At 69.1% G+C, this 17,381-nt stretch carries 16 protein-coding genes; 2 read left to right on the top strand and 14 right to left on the bottom strand.

What is annotated here, in order from left to right; all coding sequences use genetic code 11:
- The 10 genes from CFP71_RS39900 to CFP71_RS39855 form a co-directional block, all read right to left on the bottom strand.
- Entirely contained in the window at positions 1-1,101 is a 1,101-nt protein-coding gene (locus CFP71_RS39900; RefSeq protein WP_093939074.1) for an MCE family protein, read from the bottom strand.
- Positions 1,101-2,084, bottom strand: coding sequence for an MCE family protein (locus CFP71_RS39895; protein WP_093939073.1), 984 nt, complete (start codon positions 2,082-2,084; stop codon positions 1,101-1,103). The genes CFP71_RS39900 and CFP71_RS39895 overlap by 1 nt, the downstream gene beginning before the upstream one ends.
- Positions 2,081-3,085: an MCE family protein gene (locus CFP71_RS39890; RefSeq protein WP_093939072.1), complete on the bottom strand. Its 1,005-nt coding sequence runs from the start codon at positions 3,083-3,085 to the stop codon at positions 2,081-2,083. Before CFP71_RS39890 ends, CFP71_RS39895 begins: the two co-directional genes overlap by 4 nt.
- A complete protein-coding gene (locus tag CFP71_RS39885; protein WP_244200008.1) occupies positions 3,085-4,095 on the bottom strand; it encodes an MCE family protein in 1,011 nt (336 codons plus the stop codon). The genes CFP71_RS39890 and CFP71_RS39885 overlap by 1 nt, the downstream gene beginning before the upstream one ends.
- The gene (locus tag CFP71_RS39880; protein ID WP_093939071.1) at positions 4,092-5,105 is read right to left on the bottom strand and encodes an MCE family protein; all 1,014 of its coding nucleotides are present in this window, start codon (positions 5,103-5,105) and stop codon (positions 4,092-4,094) included. The genes CFP71_RS39885 and CFP71_RS39880 overlap by 4 nt, the downstream gene beginning before the upstream one ends.
- Positions 5,102-6,325 (bottom strand): MCE family protein, encoded by a 1,224-nt coding sequence (locus CFP71_RS39875; protein WP_093939070.1) that lies wholly within the window; start codon positions 6,323-6,325, stop codon positions 5,102-5,104. Before CFP71_RS39875 ends, CFP71_RS39880 begins: the two co-directional genes overlap by 4 nt.
- On the bottom strand, positions 6,322-7,161 hold the full coding sequence (locus CFP71_RS39870; protein WP_007033208.1) for an MlaE family ABC transporter permease: 840 nt from the start codon (positions 7,159-7,161) through the stop codon (positions 6,322-6,324). The genes CFP71_RS39875 and CFP71_RS39870 overlap by 4 nt, the downstream gene beginning before the upstream one ends.
- A gap of 4 nt (positions 7,162-7,165) precedes the next feature.
- Positions 7,166-7,969 carry an MlaE family ABC transporter permease gene (locus tag CFP71_RS39865; RefSeq protein WP_093939069.1) on the bottom strand — a complete coding sequence of 268 codons (804 nt, stop codon included), beginning with the start codon at positions 7,967-7,969 and terminating at the stop codon, positions 7,166-7,168.
- A gap of 2 nt (positions 7,970-7,971) precedes the next feature.
- Entirely contained in the window at positions 7,972-8,751 is a 780-nt protein-coding gene (locus CFP71_RS39860) for a hypothetical protein (RefSeq protein WP_093939068.1), read from the bottom strand.
- Between the two features lie 198 nt (positions 8,752-8,949).
- Entirely contained in the window at positions 8,950-10,545 is a 1,596-nt protein-coding gene (locus CFP71_RS39855; protein ID WP_093939067.1) for a DUF6801 domain-containing protein, read from the bottom strand.
- Positions 10,546-10,822: 277 nt separating this feature from the next.
- On the opposite strand from CFP71_RS39855, the gene CFP71_RS39850 reads away from it, so the two are divergent.
- Positions 10,823-11,767, top strand: coding sequence for an ATP-binding cassette domain-containing protein (locus CFP71_RS39850; protein WP_093939066.1), 945 nt, complete (start codon positions 10,823-10,825; stop codon positions 11,765-11,767).
- Complete coding sequence (locus CFP71_RS39845; protein ID WP_093939065.1) at positions 11,764-12,615, top strand: ABC transporter permease; 852 nt, start codon at positions 11,764-11,766, stop codon at positions 12,613-12,615. The genes CFP71_RS39850 and CFP71_RS39845 overlap by 4 nt, the downstream gene beginning before the upstream one ends.
- Positions 12,616-12,841: 226 nt before the next feature.
- On the opposite strand, the gene CFP71_RS39840 is transcribed toward CFP71_RS39845, so the two are convergent.
- From CFP71_RS39840 to CFP71_RS39825, 4 genes are all read right to left on the bottom strand, one after another.
- Positions 12,842-13,975, bottom strand: coding sequence for a glycosyltransferase (locus CFP71_RS39840; protein WP_093939064.1), 1,134 nt, complete (start codon positions 13,973-13,975; stop codon positions 12,842-12,844).
- A complete protein-coding gene (locus CFP71_RS39835; RefSeq protein WP_093939063.1) occupies positions 13,972-14,757 on the bottom strand; it encodes an alpha/beta fold hydrolase in 786 nt (261 codons plus the stop codon). Before CFP71_RS39835 ends, CFP71_RS39840 begins: the two co-directional genes overlap by 4 nt.
- Positions 14,758-14,761: 4 nt before the next feature.
- Positions 14,762-15,061, bottom strand: a complete 300-nt coding sequence (locus tag CFP71_RS39830) for an acyl carrier protein (protein WP_093939062.1) — start codon at positions 15,059-15,061, stop codon at positions 14,762-14,764.
- A gap of 15 nt (positions 15,062-15,076) precedes the next feature.
- Positions 15,077-17,381, bottom strand: a 2,305-nt coding sequence (locus tag CFP71_RS39825; protein WP_143267252.1) for an acyltransferase domain-containing protein, incomplete at its 5' end; no start/stop codon positions are given.

Genomic DNA, 17,381 nt, shown 5'->3' with positions numbered 1-17,381 from the left:
TCACCTCTTCGGTACGTTCTGTGAACCGCGCACGTTGGTGGGATTGCCCTTCGGTAGCGCACAGCGCGCCGAGGTGTTCAACGGGCGCGCCGACGTGTCGAGTCCGTCGCGATAACCGGTGCCGTAGCCGGTGACACACGGCGGCGGGTCGAAGAACGTCAGGGAGAGGCCGACGTGCGCGCCGTCCGGCCCCATGATCGCGTGTCCGGCGGCGACCGCCTTCGGCGCGGTGACCAGGAGCTGCTCGATGCTGTCCTGCCGCGATTCCATCACGTCCGCGGTGGTCAGCAGGTTCGCCAGCAGGATGCCGAGGCTGGGACCGGTCTCCCGCAGGAGCGTGCTGACCTCGTTCGCGGCCGCCGGCACGGCCGGGATGAGCCGCCGCAGATCCCCGTCGGAGTTCTTCAGCGTCGCGGCCAGCAGTTTCGCGTTGGCGCCGAACGAGCGGATCGCGTCCGCCTGGGAAACCTGCGTGTCGAGCACGGTCTGCGCGTCGGTCACGAAACTGGTCAGCGGCCCGACGTGCGCGCTCGCCTCCCGCACGAACTCGATCCCCCGACCGACGAGCTGGTCCAGCGCCGGGCCCGCGTCGTTGGTCGCGTTGTACAGCTCGTCGACAACGGTCCGCAGGGCGGGTTTCGGCACCGAGTTGGCGAAAGAGTCCACACTGGACAGGACCACGTCCACCGGGAGCGGGATCTTCGTGTCCGCCTCGCTGATCACCGAACCGTCCCGCAGCATGGCACCATCGGCACGACGCGGCCGAAGGTCGACATACTGCTCACCGACGGCGGATCGGTTGGCCACGACGGCTTCGGTGTCCGCCGGCACCTCCGGTCCGCCCGGATCGATGGCGAGGTCCACTTCCATCCCGGACGCGGTCAGCCGGAGTTCGCCGACGCGGCCGATCGGCACGCCGCGGTAGGTGACCTCGGCGTTGCCGAAGATGCCGCCACCGGTGGCCAGGCGCACTTTGACGGTGTACCCGCGGTCGAGCACCAGCTTGTCCAGCCCCGCGTACGTCGCGCCGACGTACGCGACACCGAGGACGGCGATGACCACGAAGACCACCAGCTGGGCGCGGACGAACTTGGTCAGCATCAGCGGCCACCACTGTTCTTGAAGGTCAGGAACGTGTTCAGGTAGTCGCCGCGGATGGCGTCGAGCGCGGCGTCGGGGAACGGGAAGGTGAAGATCATCTCCATCGCCTTCGGCAGCTTGTCCCCCGAGTCGGCCAGCCGCCGCAGCAACGGTTCGAGCGCCTTGAGATCGGCGACGAGGTCGTCCTTGCTGCGGTTCACCGTGTCGACGGCGACCGAGGTGAGCCCGTCCAGGGACTTCAGCATCCCGACCAGCGCCTGCCGCTGCTGGTTCAGCACCTCGATCCCGGGGGTGAGCCCGTTCAGCGTCGCCTTGATCTCCTCGGTGTTCGCGTTCAGCGTCGCCGCGAGCTTGTTGACGCTCTCGATGGCGCGGGTGATCTCCGCCTTGTGCTCGTCCAGCCCGCGCACGAAGGTGTCCAAATTGGACAGCAGGCTGCGGGCCGCGCTTTCCTTGCCTCCGAGCGCGTCGTTGAGCTCGCGGGTGATGTTCTGCACCTGCGCGACGCCTCCACCATTGAGCAGCAAGGAAAGCGCGCCGAAGACCTCCTCGATCTCCGGGGTCAGCGACGAACTGGCCAAGGGGATCACCGCGCCGTCGGCCAACCGCCCGCTGGGGGTGCCGTCGTCCGGCGGCGCGAGCTCGACGAACTTTTCGCCGAGGATGCTCGCTTGCCGCAGCCGCGCGACCGCGTTGGCAGGCAGGTTCACGTCCCCGTTGATCAGCAGCCCGACCACCGCGCTGCGGCCGTCCGGCGCCAGGTCGACCGTCCGCACCTGGCCGACCGGGACGTCGTTGACCTTCACCCCGGACTGTGGCACGAGATCCAGCACGTTGCTGAAACTCGCCGTCACATGGATCGGCCGCTCACCCAGCGCGGCACCGCCGGGCAAGGGGATGTCGTAGACGTCGACACCGCTGCTGCAACCGGTCGCGGCCAGCGTGACGGCCAGGACGGCCGCGCATTTGAGCCGGGACTTCATTTCGCCCCCGAGAATTCGGTGATGTTCCCTCGGCCGTCCAGCGTTCCGGCGCCCTGGTTGTACGCGCCGAGGACGTTCGCCAGCGCGTTCGGCGCGGCGTCGAGCGCCTCGCCCAGCGACGCCTTCTGCTGGCTGAGCACCTTGGTGATCTCGGCGAGTTTGTCCACATCGGACTTGACCTTGCCCCGGTTGTCCCTGATGAAGCCCTGGACGACGCTGAGCGCCTCGGTGAGTTCGGTCATCGCGCCGGAGAACTGGTCCCGCTGATCGGCCAGGATCTTGCTGATCGAGGAGATCTGCTGGATCGCCTCCTTCACCTTGCCGTCGTTCGAGGCGAGCATCGCGGTGAACTTGCTGATGTTGTCGACGGAGTTGAACAGGTCGTCCTTGGAGTCGCTCGCCGTCCTGGCGAACTCGCCGAGGTTCTTGATCGCCTCGCCGAGTTTGCCGCCGTTGCCGTCGAGGTAGGTCGCGGCCTTGGTCAGCACGTCGCTGACCGCGCCGTCCCGGTTGGCGCCCTTCGGTCCCAGCGCGGTCATCAGCTGGTTGAGGCTGCCGAGGAGTTCGTCGACCTCGACCGGGGTGACGGTGCGCTCGGGCGGGATCCGGGCGTCGCCGCCCAGCTCCGGCCCGCCGACGTACACCGGGGTGAGCTGGACGTACCGGTCGGCGACCAGGCTCGGCGTGATCACGACGGCACCGACGTCGGCCGGCAGCTTGACGTCCGGCCGCACCGACATGGTCACTTCGACCTTCGTGCCGCGCGGTTCGACCTTGGTGACCGAACCGATCGGGACGCCGAGCACCCGGACCTCGGTGTTCGGGTACACCCCGACGGTCGCGGTGAAGTACCCGGTCAGCATCCGGTCGGCCTGCCGCGTCACCAGCGGCCAGGCCGCGGTCACGAGCAGTCCCGCGACGACGGCGAGCGCGAGCCGCCGTATCCAGGCCCGCCGCCGCGCGTTCGCCCCGAGATCGGACAGCGTGAAGTGGCGCCCCATCAGCGTCCCCCGTTCCTCGACGGCATGCAGCTGCCCGGCGTGCCGCCGGTCGGGACGAGCCCGCAGATGTAGGTGTCGATCCAGCGGCCGTTGCCGACCGCGTTGCCGAGCAGCCGGTAGAAGGGCCCCGCCAGTCGCAGGCTCTCGGTGAGCTTGTCCTGGTTGCGCTGCAAGACGGTGGCGACGCGGTCGAGCTGGTCGAGCGCGGGGCCGAGTGTCTTCTGGTTGTCCGCGACGAGTCCCTTGAGCTGCACCGACAGGTTCTTCACGCCACTGAACAGCTTCGCGATGGCGTCCTTGCGCGCGTTCAGCTCCGTGAGCAGGGTGTTGCCGTCGCGGATCAGCGCCTCGATCTGCTGTGACCGGTCGCCGAGCGTCCGGGACACCTTGTTCGTGTTCTGGAACAGCTTCACCAGCTCCTCGTCGCGCGAGGCGAGCGTCTTGGAGAGCGCGGTGATGCCGTCGAAGGCTGTGCGGACGTCCTGGGGCGTGGAAGCGCCGAGAGTTTCCGACATCGTCCCGAACGCCTTCGCCAGCTGGTCGGTGTCGATCGCGCCCACCGTGTTCGCGAGGTCGTTGAACACCGCGGTGACGTCGTAGGGCGAGCTCGTGCGCTCCACCGGAATCGGCTGGTCCGGGTCCAGTTCGGCGTTGCCGACCGGGTCGATGACCAGGTTCTTCTGCCCCAGCAGGGTCTTGATCTTGATCGAGGCGGTGGTGCGGTTGCCGATCCAGGTGTCCTTGACCCGGAACAGCACCTTGACGCGGGCACCGTCCAGCAGGACGTCGGAGACCTCTCCGACCTTCACTCCGGCGACCCGGACTTCGTCGTTGCGCTTGAGCCCGGCGGCTTCGGTGAACTCCGCCGCGTAGGTGGTACCGCCACCGATCAGCGGGAGATCGTCGGAGAAGAACACCGCCGACCCGGCCGCGGCCATCAGCAGCGCCGTGACGGTGCCGACGATGATCGGGTTGCGGGTGCGGAAGGGTTTGATCCTGGGCGCTTTCACCGGCACCGTCCCTGGGTCAGCGGGATGCCGACCGGCGGGCCGCCCGGAGCGGGCGGCGCGTCCGATTTGACCGAGCACAGATAGAAGTTGAACCACGAGCCGTACGAGACCATCGCGCCCATGCGGTCCAGCTTCTTCGGCAGGTTCCCGAGGAACTGCTCGAACACCGGCGTGTTGTCGGCGAGGTTCTTCGACAGGTCGCCGAGGGTGTCGATGCTCGCCTTCAACGGCGCCCGGCCGTCCTGGAGCAGGCCCGCGGTGGACGTGGTGAGCTCGCCGAGCCCGCCGATCGCCTGCCCGATGGGCTTCGCGTCGCCTGCGAGGCCGGAGACCAGCTGCGCGGTGACGTCGACGAGCTTGTCGAACTGATCGCCCTGGGAGTTCAGCGTGTCGAGCACCGTGTTGAGGTTCCCGACCACCTCGCCGATCACCTTGTCCTTGCCGGCCAAAGTGCTCGTGAGGGACGCGGTGTGCTCCAGGAGGCTGTCGATGGTGCTCCCCTCCCCTTGCAGCACCTGGACGATCTCGAACGACAGCTGGTTGACGTCGTTCGGCGACAGCGCCTGGAAAAGCGGCTTGAACCCGTTGAACAACGCGGTGAGATCCAGTGCCGGGGTCGTGTGCTCCGGCGGGATCAGCGCGCCGTCGCCGAGCGCCGCCGGGCCGTCCGGGCCCGGGTCGATCGAGAGGTACCGCTGGCCGACGAGGTTGCGGTACCTGATGGTGACCGTGGCCCCCGCGGTGAGACGGCGCTTGTTCTCGATCGAGAACCGCACGTCCGCCAGGCGCCGCTCGACCACCCCGATGGAGTCCACCTGACCGATCCGCACCCCGGACATCCGGACCTCGTCGCCGGGGTTGACCGACGTCGCGTCGGTGAATCTGGCGGTGTAGCCGACCGTCGTGCCGACCCCGGAGTTGGCGATGGTGATCGCGAGGATCCCGGTCGCCACCGCGGTGATCACGAAGAAGATCAGGCCCTTGATCGCCGGGCCCACGACACTCCTCATCGGACGGTCACCTCCGTTCCGCGCAGGGCCGGGCCCACGAGCACGCTGCTCCAGTCCGGGACCTCGGCCGGTTTCATCCCGAGCGACGGCGCCAGGATCTCGGCGACCAGCCCCCGCTCCCCCTTCGAATTGGCCGGGCCGAGGTCCCCATCGGCGGCGAACGCCACCGCCGCCGAAGCCTGCCCCCCGCCGTAGCACCGCGGGCCGCCTTTTTGGTCGAACCGCGGGTCGTCCCGGCCCGGCACGTACTTGTCGCGCGGATCGTGGACGGACAGCGTCACGTGCAGGCCCGGCTCACCGGTGCCCTTGCCCAACGCCTTCTCCATCACCGGTTTGAGCCGGTTCACCGCGTCGAACAGACACGGGAACTCGGGCGAGTAGCGGGAAAGCAGTTCCAGGGTCCGCCTGCTCTTCACACTGACACCGATGATGTTGTTCTTGTTCTCCACCAGGAACTTGTTCAGATCACCGCTCGCCGCGGTGACGCTGGTGTACAGCTTGTCGAGGTCCGCGCGTGTATCCACAATGGTCTTCGCCGTCGTGGAAAGATCCGAGAGCGCCTTGAGGATGTCCGGCGCGGCACCGGTGTAGAGATCGGCCACGTCGGCGAGGCCGCTGATGTCGGCCTTGAACTGCGGCATCAGCGGGTTCACCTGGCCGAGGAGGTCGTCGAGCTGGACGATGCTGTCCCCCAGGGATTTCCCGCGATTGTCGAGCGCGAGCGAGATCGCGCCGAGCGAGCTGTTGAGCTTCTGGGGCTGCACCGCCCGCAGCAGGGGCAACAGATCGCCGAGGACGCGTTCCAGCTCGATCGCGTTGGCCGAGCGGTCCTGGCCGATGACGTCACCGTCCTGAAGCGGGCCACCGGCGGGCCGTTCCGGGAGCACGAGATTGACGTAGCGCTCACCGAACACGGTCTTGGGCAGGAGACGCGCCGAGACGTTGCGCGGCAGCTGATCGATCTTCGCCGGGTCGATGGCGAGGTCGATCTCGGCACCGTCCGCGCTGCCCCGGACCGCCCGGACCTCGCCGAACGGGACGCCGCGCACCTTGACCTCGGCGGGCGGGGCCAGCTGGTTGCCGACCCGGTCGGTCTTGAGCGTGACCAGCTCCGCGCGGTCGAAATCCTTGTTGAAGATGGCGACCGCGACCCAGCCGAGCAGCACCAGGATCACGAGGAAGATCACCCCGGCGGCCTGCGTCCGTGCCCGCGCGCTCATCCGGAGACCTTCACCGTCGTGGTGGCACCCCAGATGGCGAGGCTGAGGAACAGGTCGAGCACGCTGATCAGCACGATCGACGTCCGCACGGCGCGGCCGACCGCGACCCCGACCCCCGCCGGGCCGCCGGCGGCGCGGTAGCCGTAGAAGCAATGGGTGAGGATGACGCCGACGCTGAACACGAGCACCTTGCCGAACGACCACAGAACGTCTTCCGGCGGTAAGAACAGCGAGAAGTAGTGGTCGTAGGTGCCGCCCGACTGTCCGAAGAAGACGACCGTGGTCACCCGCGAGCCGAGGTACGAGATCAGCAGGCCGATCACGTAGAGCGGGATGATCGCGATGAACCCGGCCACGATCCGGGTGGTGACGAGGTACGGCATGCTGCGCACGGCCATCACTTCGAGCGCGTCGATCTCCTCGGAGATCCGCATGGCGCCCAGTTGCGCGGTGAACCCGGCGCCGACCGTCGCGGACAACGCGAGCCCCGCCGAGAGCGGCGCGATCTCCCGGGTGTTGAAGTACGCGGTGAGGAAGCCGGTCATCGCGGAGATGTTGATCTGGTTCAGCGCGCTGAAACCCTGGAGCCCCACCGTGATCCCGGTGAACACGCAGAGGCCGACCATCACGCCGACGGTCCCGCCGATCACCGCGAGCGCCCCGCTGCCGAAGGTCACCTCGGCGAGCAGGCGCACCACTTCCCGGAAGTACCGGGTGACGGCCATCGGGATCGCCGCGAGCGCGCGGATGTAGAACAGCAGCTGGTCGCCCAGCTCGAAAAGACTGTTGCCCGGGCGTTTGAACGCCTCGCGGGCCCGTTCGGGGACGCTGGTCACCGGATCAGGTTCCCTTCGCGGGGACGAGCTGCAGGTACAGCGCGGTCAGGATCGTGTTGACGAAGAACAGGAGCAGGAACGTGATCACCACCGACTGGTTGACGACGTCGCCGACGCCTTTGGGGCCGCCTCGGGGATTCAAGCCCCGGTACGCCGCGACGACGCCGGCGAGGAACCCGAAGATGAACGCCTTGATCGAGCTGACGACGAGGTCGGGCAGCTGGGCGAGCGCGTTGAAGCTCGCGAGATACGCGCCCGGTGTCCCGCCCTGCACGATGACGTTGAAGAAGTAACCGCCGAGCACGCCGACCACGCTGACCAAACCGTTGAGCAGCACCGAAACCCCGATGGCGGCTTGCACGCGGGGGACGATCAGCCGGTGGATCGGCGAGACGCCGAGCACCTCCATCGCGTCGATCTCCTCGCGGATGGAGCGCGCGCCGAGGTCCGCGCAGATCGCCGATCCGCCCGCGCCCGCGATGATCAGCGTCGTCACGATCGGGCTGGCCTGTTGCACGACGGCGAGGACGCTCGCCGCGCCGTTGAACTGCTGCGCGCCGATCTGGCTCGTGAGCGAACCGAGCTGGAGCGAGATGACCGCGCCGAACGGGATCGACACGAGGATCGCGGGCGTGATCGAAACACTGGCGATGAACCAGAACTGCTGGATGAACTCGCGGATCTGCACCGGGCGGCGGAACATCGCGAGGACGACGTCGAGGCCCATGGCGCACATACGGCCGAATTCGCGCAGGCCGGCGGCGGCCTTTTCCGGCGCGCGGGCGAGCAGGGCGACGGGATTGGTCATCGTCAGGCTCCGCATCCGTTGGGGGGCGGGCCCGAGCCGACGCACCGCAGCTTGAGGTTCGTGACCAAGGTGTTGCCGGGGCCCGAAACCAGGCCGGTGAGTAGCGGGCTCAGGTCCTCGCGCACGCCGCATCCGGTGAAGCCCGGCGTCGAGAAGGTGCTGGTCGCCCTGACCGAAGGCGCGGGGAATCCGAGCGGCATCAACGCTTTGATGTTCACCACGACCGACTGCGCTGTCCGGCAGTTCGGTCCGACGTCGAGAGCCTTGCCGTCCACCTTGACGTTCGAAAGCTTGATGAACACCTTGTTGGTGACGTCGGAATCACCGCACAGGTTGGTGCCGACGGCCTTGCAGTTGGTCGTGGCGCCGGTCTTCACCTCGACCGTTCCGGTGGCGTCACCGTCCGGGATCAGCTCGACCGTGCCGGTGGCGGGCATGAACCGGAAGGACACGAAGTAGCTCGACGTCGGCGGGATGACGAGCTTGCCGGTGATCGGCACCTTGCCCGAGAGACCGAGGAGCGAGCCGTCGAACCGGCCCTGCGGGAACGTGATGTCGGAACCGAGTTTGGCGACGTGGCTCGTCGTGGCCTGCTGCTCGTCGCCGACGTAGAACCCGAACGGCAGACCCGCCGCGGCGGTCACCTGCCCGGTTTCGACCTGCTGCGCGGGGGTGGGCGCGGGTGCGGGCTCGGCGGAGGCGGAAGCCAAGGAAAGCGCCCCCAGCCCCAGCACCGCCGGGAGCAGGAAGGCGCGCGGAACGCGCCCGGTCATCACTGACATTCGGGCTTCCTCACTTCGACTTCTCCGGCCGAACGGCCAACTCGTGCAGACGCTACTGGCGGATGTTGTGACACACAAGTAATGCGCGACCGGGGGTTTCGGAAACGGGAAAGGTTGTAATGGGCGTAACTGTTTTAGGGTGGGGCTCGTGAGTGGTAATGACGGTTCTAACCGTCATTACCACTTACGAGGACTGACCTACTTCTTGGCGAGGTTGATCTCCAGGCTGTTCCCGTCACCCGAAGCCATCGCGCTGATCACCGGCGTGAGCAGGCCACAACCGCGGAACTGCGGCAGCTTGTACTCAGCGGTCAGCTTGCCGCCCTTCAACGGATTGAAGCCGTGCGCGGAAACCAGCGGGATGTCGGCGGGCTGGGCCGTCTTGCAGGTCGAGCTCGCCAGGATCGGGAAGCCGAACAGCCGCACGGTGAGCAGCTTGACGTCGGCCTTCGCGTCGGCCTTCACCGCGCCGGCGTTGACGGTGCCCGTCACGTCGCCGACCTGGTTGATCTTCACCGTCGCCGAGGCCGGGAAGAACCCGAGGAAGCGGAACTGCACGTTCGACGGCGGCAGCGAAAGCTGCCCGGTGAACTTGCCGGACTGCGCGTTCAGCTTCGCGGTGAACTCGCCGGGACCGAGCGGGAGCTTCGCGTTCAGCCCGGCGATGGTGGTCTTGCCCTTGACCCCATAGGTGATCTGGGTGTCGCCCGGCGGCTGCGTCGTCGTGGTGGTCGGCGCGGTGGTCGGGGTCGTCGGCTGGGTCGTCGGAGTCGGCTCCGTGGTGGGAGTCGGCTGGGTCGACGACGTCGGGGTCGGCTCGGTCGTGGGAGTCGGCTCCGTCGTCGGGGTCGGCTGAGTGGTCGGAGTGGGTTCGGTGGTGGGCGTCGGCTCCGTGGTGGGAGTCGGCTGCGTCGACGACGTCGGCGTCGGCTCGGTTGTCGGCGTCGGCTGAGTCGTGGGAGTCGGCTCGGTCGTCGGCGTCGGTTCCGTGGTCGGAGTGGGCTCCGTCGTCGGCGTCGGCTGAGTCGTCGGAGTCGGCTCGGTGGTCGGCGTCGGCTGAGTCGTCGGAGTGGGCTCCGTCGTCGGCGTCGGCTCCGTCGTGGGCGTGGGCTCAGTGGTCGGAGTCGGCTGGGTGGTGGGCGTCGTCGGGGTGGTCGGCGTCGTCGTGCCACCGCCGGCGGGCTTGATCTCGAACGTCCCCAGCTGCTGGTTCTGTCCCGGCTGGACGACGCAGTCCGAGGTGAACGTGCCGAGGTCGGTCGGCTGGCCCTGCGCGTTCTTCGGCGTCATGGTGGTGCTGAAGTTCCCGACCGTCACCGAGGCGGTGCCCGGGCTCGGGAACGTGACCGCGGGCGCCTTGCCGCTGGTCTTGACGTGGAACTCGCCCGACTCCGGCACCGGCGTGACCGGGATGGCCAGCGGCAGGCCGAGGTTCAGCGTCTTGTCGACCGGGTACTTCAGCACCGCGGCGGCCTTCGCGCTGCCCTCGACGGTGGTCGCGCCGACGAGCGTGAGGCCCGAGGTCGCGTCCGCCGGGACGGTGACGTCGACGTCGAACGTGATCGGGGTGGACGTCTTCCCGGCCACGGCGTCGTCCGGCAGGACGGTGTCGACCTTCACCACCAGGGTCTGGTCGCCGATCAGCGGGAACGGACAGGTGTACTTCAGGGTCAGCGACGCGGGCGCCGCTTCGCTCAAGCCGGCGCCGACGACGCCCAGGGTGGCCACGACGGCGGCCACCGTGCCGGCGGCCAAGGCCTGCACGGATCTTTTCGACTTCAGTGGGAACTTCACAACGGTCACTCCCGGGGAATCGGAGAAATTGCGTGACACGGCCGAAACGGCGGGGACACGGAAGCGGTAAATTACCTGTGCCCCTCCGCACCGGCAAGGACACCGAATCCGTTTGTCATACCGGTGGGATCGGGTTACCGATTAACTGGCATCGCCACACCTGGCGAATTCGCTTTTGTCATCTCCGTCAGCTCCACCGGACGCGGAATTGTCACGCAGATCCGGAGTGCGTTCCCGTTCATTGCGGCCGCACCGAAACCCCCGCTACGTTCGGCGAATGGAGCAGGCTGCCATCGAAGTGAACGGCCTCGCCAAGCACTACGGTGAAGTGACGGCTCTCGCCGGCGTCAGCCTTCGTGTCGGCCGCGGCACCGTGCTCGCGGTGCTCGGCCACAACGGCGCGGGCAAGACGACGCTGATCGACATCCTGAGCACCCGCGTCAAACCGAGCGGCGGCAGCGCCAAGGTGTGCGGTTTCGACGTCGTCCGTGCCGGGCATCACGTCCGGCGGCGGATCGGGGTCACCGGCCAGTTCGCGGCGGTGGACGACGCGCTCTCCGGCCGTGGCAACCTCGAACTCGTCGCCCGGCTGCTGGGCGCGAACGGGCGGCAGGCCAAGGCCCGCGCGGCGGAACTGCTCGCCATGTTCGGCCTGGACGACGCGGCGGACCGGGCCGCACGGACCTACTCCGGCGGGATGCGGCGACGGCTCGACCTCGCCGCCGGGCTGGTCGGCTCCCCCGACGTCCTCTTCCTCGATGAACCGACGACCGGCCTCGACCCACTCAGCCGCGCCGGGCTCTGGGACGGCGTCGAACGGCTCGCCGCGCGCGGTACCACCATCGTGCTCACCACGCAGTATCTCGAGGAGGCGGACAGGCTGGCGGATCACGTCATCGTGCTGGGACTCGGGCACGTCACGGTTTCCGGGCGGCCTTCGGAACTCAAGGCAAGACTCGGGGAACGGACCGCGACGCTGACCTTCGGCACCGACCTCGCCGCCCGCCGGGCGCTGGCCGCGCTGCACAGACTCGGCATGACCTGCACGCCGTCGGCGTCCGGGCTGGTGATCGGCGTCGCGCTGTCCGGGCCCGCCGACATCACGGTGCTGGTGCGCGCGCTCGACTCGGCAGGAGCGCCGATGAAGGACCTCACCGTCGCCGAGCCGACGCTCGACGACGTCTACCTTTCCCTGCACCGGAATCCGGCGGTCCCGTCATGACCGAGGCACGGCACCGCGCGCCGGAAACCCCGGTGCTGACCGATCCGGGGGCCTGGCCGCCGAGTACCTTCGCAACCCAGGTCCGGGTGCTCGCCGTCCGGTCGCTGAAGACGGCGTTCGGGGACCGGCGTCTGGTGTTCTTCGGGCTGCTGCAACCGATCGTGCTGCTCTTGCTGTTCAGCCAGGTCTTCACCGGGGTCAGCACGCTGCCCGGTGTCGCGGCCTACGAGGGTTACGTGAATTTCCTCGTCCCGGCGACGCTGGTGAACATCGCGATGACCACCGCGATGAGCTCGGGCGCGGGGCTGCTCGCGGAGATCTACAGTGGATTCACCGGACGTCTCCGGTGCATGCCCATCAGCCTTTCGGCCGTCCTGGTGGCCCGCACCATCTCCGATTCCGCGCGGCTCGGCGTGCAACTGCTCGTGACGACTCTCGCCAGCGTGGTGCTGCTCGGTTTCCGGCCGACCGGCGGCGTTTTCGGTGTCACCGCGGCACTTCTGCTCACGCTCGTCGTCGGCTGGTGCCTGAGCTGGATCTTCGTCGCCATCACGACCTGGCTGCGCAAGGCCGAAACCCTGCAGATGGCGTCGTTCATGGTCATGTTCCCGCTGATGTTCTCCTCCAGCGCGTACATGCCGCTCGAGACGATGCCGACCTGGCTGCGCGTGGTTTCGGCGCTCAACCCGCTGACCTACGCGATCGACGCGACCCGGGCTTTGGCGCTGGGACGGCCGTCGGGCTGGTCGATCCCGGTTTCACTCGCGATCGCGGCCGTGGCCGCCCTGGCGGGCGGGTGGATCGCGGCGCGGACGTTCCGTTCACCCCGGGAGACCGCACTCCGATGAGGGCCCCAACCCGGGACTCGCGTGCTTGAGCACGTGACTCGCGTGCTTGGAGCCGGAACTCACGTGCTTGAAGGCGGAACTCACGTGGTGGGAAGGCGAACACCGAGATCCGGCTCCGATCACGCGAGTCCCGGCTTCAAACACGCGAGTCCCGTGTCTAAGCACGCGAGTTCCGGCTCCAAGCACATGAGTCACGTGCTCAAGCACGCGTGGGCGCCCGGAGGGCTCAGTGTGGCAGGGACTCCAGGTGGTCCGCGGCGGCCACGACTCCCCCGGCCGCCGCGAACGAAGCCCGCACCCGCGCGGCCGCCGCGGCGTAGGCGGGCTCGGTGAGCACTTCGGTGACCGTGGAGCGGATGTCCGGGGCCTTCACGCGGTCGAAGCGCAGCCGCAGGCCCGCGCCCGCCGCCTCGACTTGCTGAGCCAGCATCGACTGGTCGTCCCGGATCGGCGCGATCACCAGCGGCAGCCCGGACGCGAGGGTCTCGCTGACGGTGTTGTGCCCGCCGTGGCAGATCACCGCCGCGGCCTTCCGTACGACGTCCGCCTGCGGGATGCGCCGGGCGGTCAGCACCGTTTCGCTGAGCAGTTCGCCGGTGGGGTCGACGACCAGGCCTTGGACCTCGGGCATCCCGGCGAGAGCGTCGACGCATTCGGACAGGAAGCGGCGGCCGAGCGCGGCGTTGGCGGTGCCGAGGGTGGCGACGACGAGCGGGCGCCCGTCGAGCCTGTCCCACGAGAACCCGACCGGGGGCGCGGGCGCCAGCGCCGGGCCGACGAACCGGACCGCGCGGGCATCGGCGATCGGCCCGGTCAGCGACACGGTGGTGAAGGCCAGGACCAGATCGGGGGAAAAGCGCAGGTCACCGCAGGACACCTTGTGCCGCGTCCGGAGGTCTTCTTGCAGCTTGTCGACCCAGGCGGCGATCTTCGGCATGGCGGCCAGCGGGTCTCCGAGTTCTGTCGACGTCGACGCCGACGTCACCCACGGGAGGCCACGGCGGCTCGCGACCAAAGCGCCCGCGAAGGCCTGCTGATCGGCGATCACGACGTCGGGCCGGAAGGCGGCCACCGCCTTGTCGACACCGGGGACCATCGCGTCCGCGAGCGGGACCAAATACTGCTCCCACAGGAACTTCAGCGCCGCGAACCCGCGCAGCCCCTCGGGACGGCGCTCGACGGCGAACTCCAGCGAGTCGCCAGCCACGTACACCCGGCCCGCCCGCGTCAGCTCCGACGTCGTCGGTTCCGGGCCGCACCAGGCGACGTCGTGACCACGCCCCACCAGTTCGCCGGCCACCGCGCGCAGCGGCGCCACGTGTCCGGTGAGCGGCGGGACGACCAACAGGTACCGGCTCATCCGCGGGGCCTCCCGTGCCGGGAGATCCAGTTCAGCACCAGCTCCCGCACCTCGCGGTGCTGTTCGACGAGCACCGAATGCCCCTGCCCTTCGAACACGTGCAACTCGCCGCGGGGCAACAAGGACGTCAGCGCGTCGAGATCGTCGGCCTGATAGCCGTGACTGCCCAAAATGGACAATACGGGGCAGTCGATCCCCGCCACCTGCTCCAGGGTCAGCAACGGGCCGAGCGGGACCTCTTCGGCCATCGACGTGGCCGTGATCCGCTCGGCCGCCATCCTCGCGAGCCGCCGGTGATGGGCGCTGTAGTTGGCCTCGATCCACTCGAAGCTCTCCTCGACCTTCAAGAAGCGCACGGTGTGTTCGAGGATCTGCGCCATCTTGCCCGCCCACAGTTCGGTGGCGGGCTCCGACTCGATGCACACGATGCTGCGCACCCGCTCCGGTTTCGCCACCGCGTAGCTGTACGCGAGGGTGCCGCCGAAACTGTTGCCCACCAGGTGAACGGGCCGGTCGAGGTCGAGCTGGACCAGCAGGTCGTCGAGGTCGGCGACGAAATCCGCGATCGTGTACCCGCGTTCGGGACGCTCGGTCTTGCCGTGCCCGCGCAGGTCGTAGCTGATCACGTCCACCCCGGCGGCGGCGACCGGCGGGGCCAGCGTGAGGTAGAAACTCGCCAGGCTGTCGGTGCCCATCCCGTGCAGGAACACCACGGTCTCCGTACCGCCGCCGGGGACGAGCTGCACGTTGGTGCGCAGCCCGTTGACGGTCATCGTCGGCACCGCCTCACCCCCGTTCGCCGAGGCGGGCGGCCACGTAGTCCGCGATGTCGCCGACCCGGAGGCCGATGACGTCGTCGAGATCCTTCTCCGCCAGGAACTCCGCGAGGTTGACGTCCTCGCCGAAGAACTCGGCGAGGATGCTCGCGAAGGTCACCAGGTCGATGCTCTCCAGCCCGAGATCCTCGTGGAAGGTGGTCCGCGGGGTGATCTCGATGCCGAGGACGTCGACGTCCCCGACTAGTTCTCTCAGCAACTCGGCCACGGTGCCGAAGACCGACGTCGGGCTCTGCTGTTCGATCGTCATGCTCTTCTCCTGTTCCTACCCGCGATTCCAGGCCACCACGTACCCGGGGATCCCGGCGAACTCCGCGCCGATGCCGATCTCCTCGGCCAGCCCCGCCAACTCTCCTTCGGCCCGGACCGCGATCCGGGGCGGCGCCCCATCCGCTTCCCGCACCAGCGCGACCGCGACCTCTCCCGCCGACGCGACGGCCACCGCGAGCGGCCGCAAGGTCCGGCCGTGGACCCCGGTCACCCTGGTGCCGTCGGCGCTCACCCGGAGCTCGGCCGGATAGACGCCGTCCAAGCCGAGTTTCGCGCGGACCGCGTCCTTGATCGCGATCCGTTCCAGCAGCCAGCCGCGCTGCCGCCGGGGCGCGCAGGCGGCGAACTCCGCGCGCTCCTCGGCGCCGAGGTAGATGCCGGCGTAGATGTCACGCGCGGCCGGGCTCGGCCACCGGTCGGTGACCACCGTCCAGCCACCGTGGTGGTCCTCGGCCAGCCGGTGCCGGTCCGGGAAGGCGTAGACCCGGTGGGCGGGCCGGTCGCACGGGAACCGGATGTCCCGCCACTGCTCGATCCTGGCCAGCACGACACCGTCCCGCACCAGTTCGGCGTCCATCTCCAGCACGTCCGGCCGCGGCAGACGGACCCGGACCACGCAACCGACCGTGGTGCCCGGCACCGGTTCCGGGCCGTACCAGGTGATCCGGCCCATCGACGTCGGGAACGCCAGCAGCGCGTCCGCCTTGGTCGCCATCAGCCAGCAGCCCAGCAACTGGCCGACGTTGTCCAGCAGCGCGCCGGGCGCCGACGGGACGACGAGGTCGCCGCGGATGTGCCGTTCACCGAGTCCGACGAGTTTGGCGAGCCCTTGGTAGGCGGGGCCGTGGAACATCTCGCGGCGCGAGTAGATCTCGGCGGCGGTCAACGGCGGCGCGGTTTCCGGCCCCGGCGAGGGAGACGGCCGGGGCGCTGTCGGATACCGCCGAGCCAGATGGACGTCCATACTGGCGTGTGGTCCTATTTGGACACTGATCCGGTCGCCCTCCCGGGTCATCGACAGTGGCACGCGTGCCGCCGGAGCGGCGATCAGCCACCGGGAGAACGCCGCATTGCTCACGCCGGTCGCGACCGTGCCCGGCCAGGCCCGTTCCGCCTCCCGGCAGGCCAGGTCGACCAGCGTCGTCGCGGGCACGGTGGGCCGGTAGTCCGCCTCCTCCGGCCAGCCCTCGCGCTGCCGAAAGAAGCGGTGGTCGACCAGGTAAGGCATCGTGGCGAGCGAGGCGTCCACAGTGGACTCGACCGTACGTCGTGCGGCCGCGTTGGCCACGGTCGCCGCCGCCTGCCGGGTCTCGGCGAGCAGCGCGGTGAACTCCGCGACGATCGCGTCCGGTATCCCGTCGGCCAGGTCGGGAAGCTCGCCGACGCTCTCGAACAGGCCCTTGACGTCGCCGTCGACCGAGAGCAGCGTGCCCGCCGTGTCGATCCGGGTCCGGCGCGGCTCCAGCGCGTCGAACGCGGGCCGTCCGCCCTCCACCCAGACCGCGGTGGCCACCCGCCGCAGCTGGGCGAGCCCCGGCCTCGTGCCGGAGGACGCCGGGATGACCAGGTGCGGACGCGTGCCCAGCGTGTCCGACACGAACGAGCCGACCTGCCCGGCTCCTGCCTGCACGAACACCCGGGCGCCGTCGGCGTAGAGCGCGTCCACGAGTTCCCGGAACCGGACCTTGCGCACCAGATGGGCCAGGTACAGCTCGCGGACCTCCACCGGATCCGCGGGATACGGCCGTGCCGTGGTCGCCGACCAGACGGGGATCCGCGGCGTCTTCAGGTCCAGTTCCGCGGCGAGCCGGGTGAACGGGCCGAGCCGGGAGCGCATCAGCGGGGTGTGGAACCCGGAGCGGAACGGCAAAGTCCTGGCGACGACGCCGTGCTGCGTGCACAGCTTGGCGAGCCGGGCGGCGGCCGCCGGATCGCCGCACACGATCGTCTGCCGCGGCGCGTTCTCGTGCGAGATCATCAGTTCCGGTTCGGCGCCGAGCAGCGCCTCCGCCCGTTCCGCGGAACAACCGAGCACCAGGAATTCGGCGTCCGGCAGGGTGAACCCCTGCGGCCAGTACCGGTTCAGCATGTCCTCTGTGGACTGTCCTGGGTACATCCCGGCCGCCCGCATCGCGGTCCACTCCCCGACGCTGTGCCCGGCGAGCAGATCCGGCTTGACGGCGAGGCGCCGCAGCGCGGTGTCGAGCAGCAACCCGACCTGCGAAACACTCGACGCGCGCGCGAGCACGCTCGCCGTCGACCACTCGGGCCGCTCCAGGCCGAAGTGCCGGGCGACGTCG

It is taken from the genome of Amycolatopsis thailandensis, assembly GCF_002234405.1.
Taxonomy (GTDB): domain Bacteria; phylum Actinomycetota; class Actinomycetes; order Mycobacteriales; family Pseudonocardiaceae; genus Amycolatopsis; species Amycolatopsis thailandensis.
The sequence above is the reverse complement of the archived record's forward strand: the minus strand, read 5'-3'. Positions and strand labels throughout refer to the sequence as shown.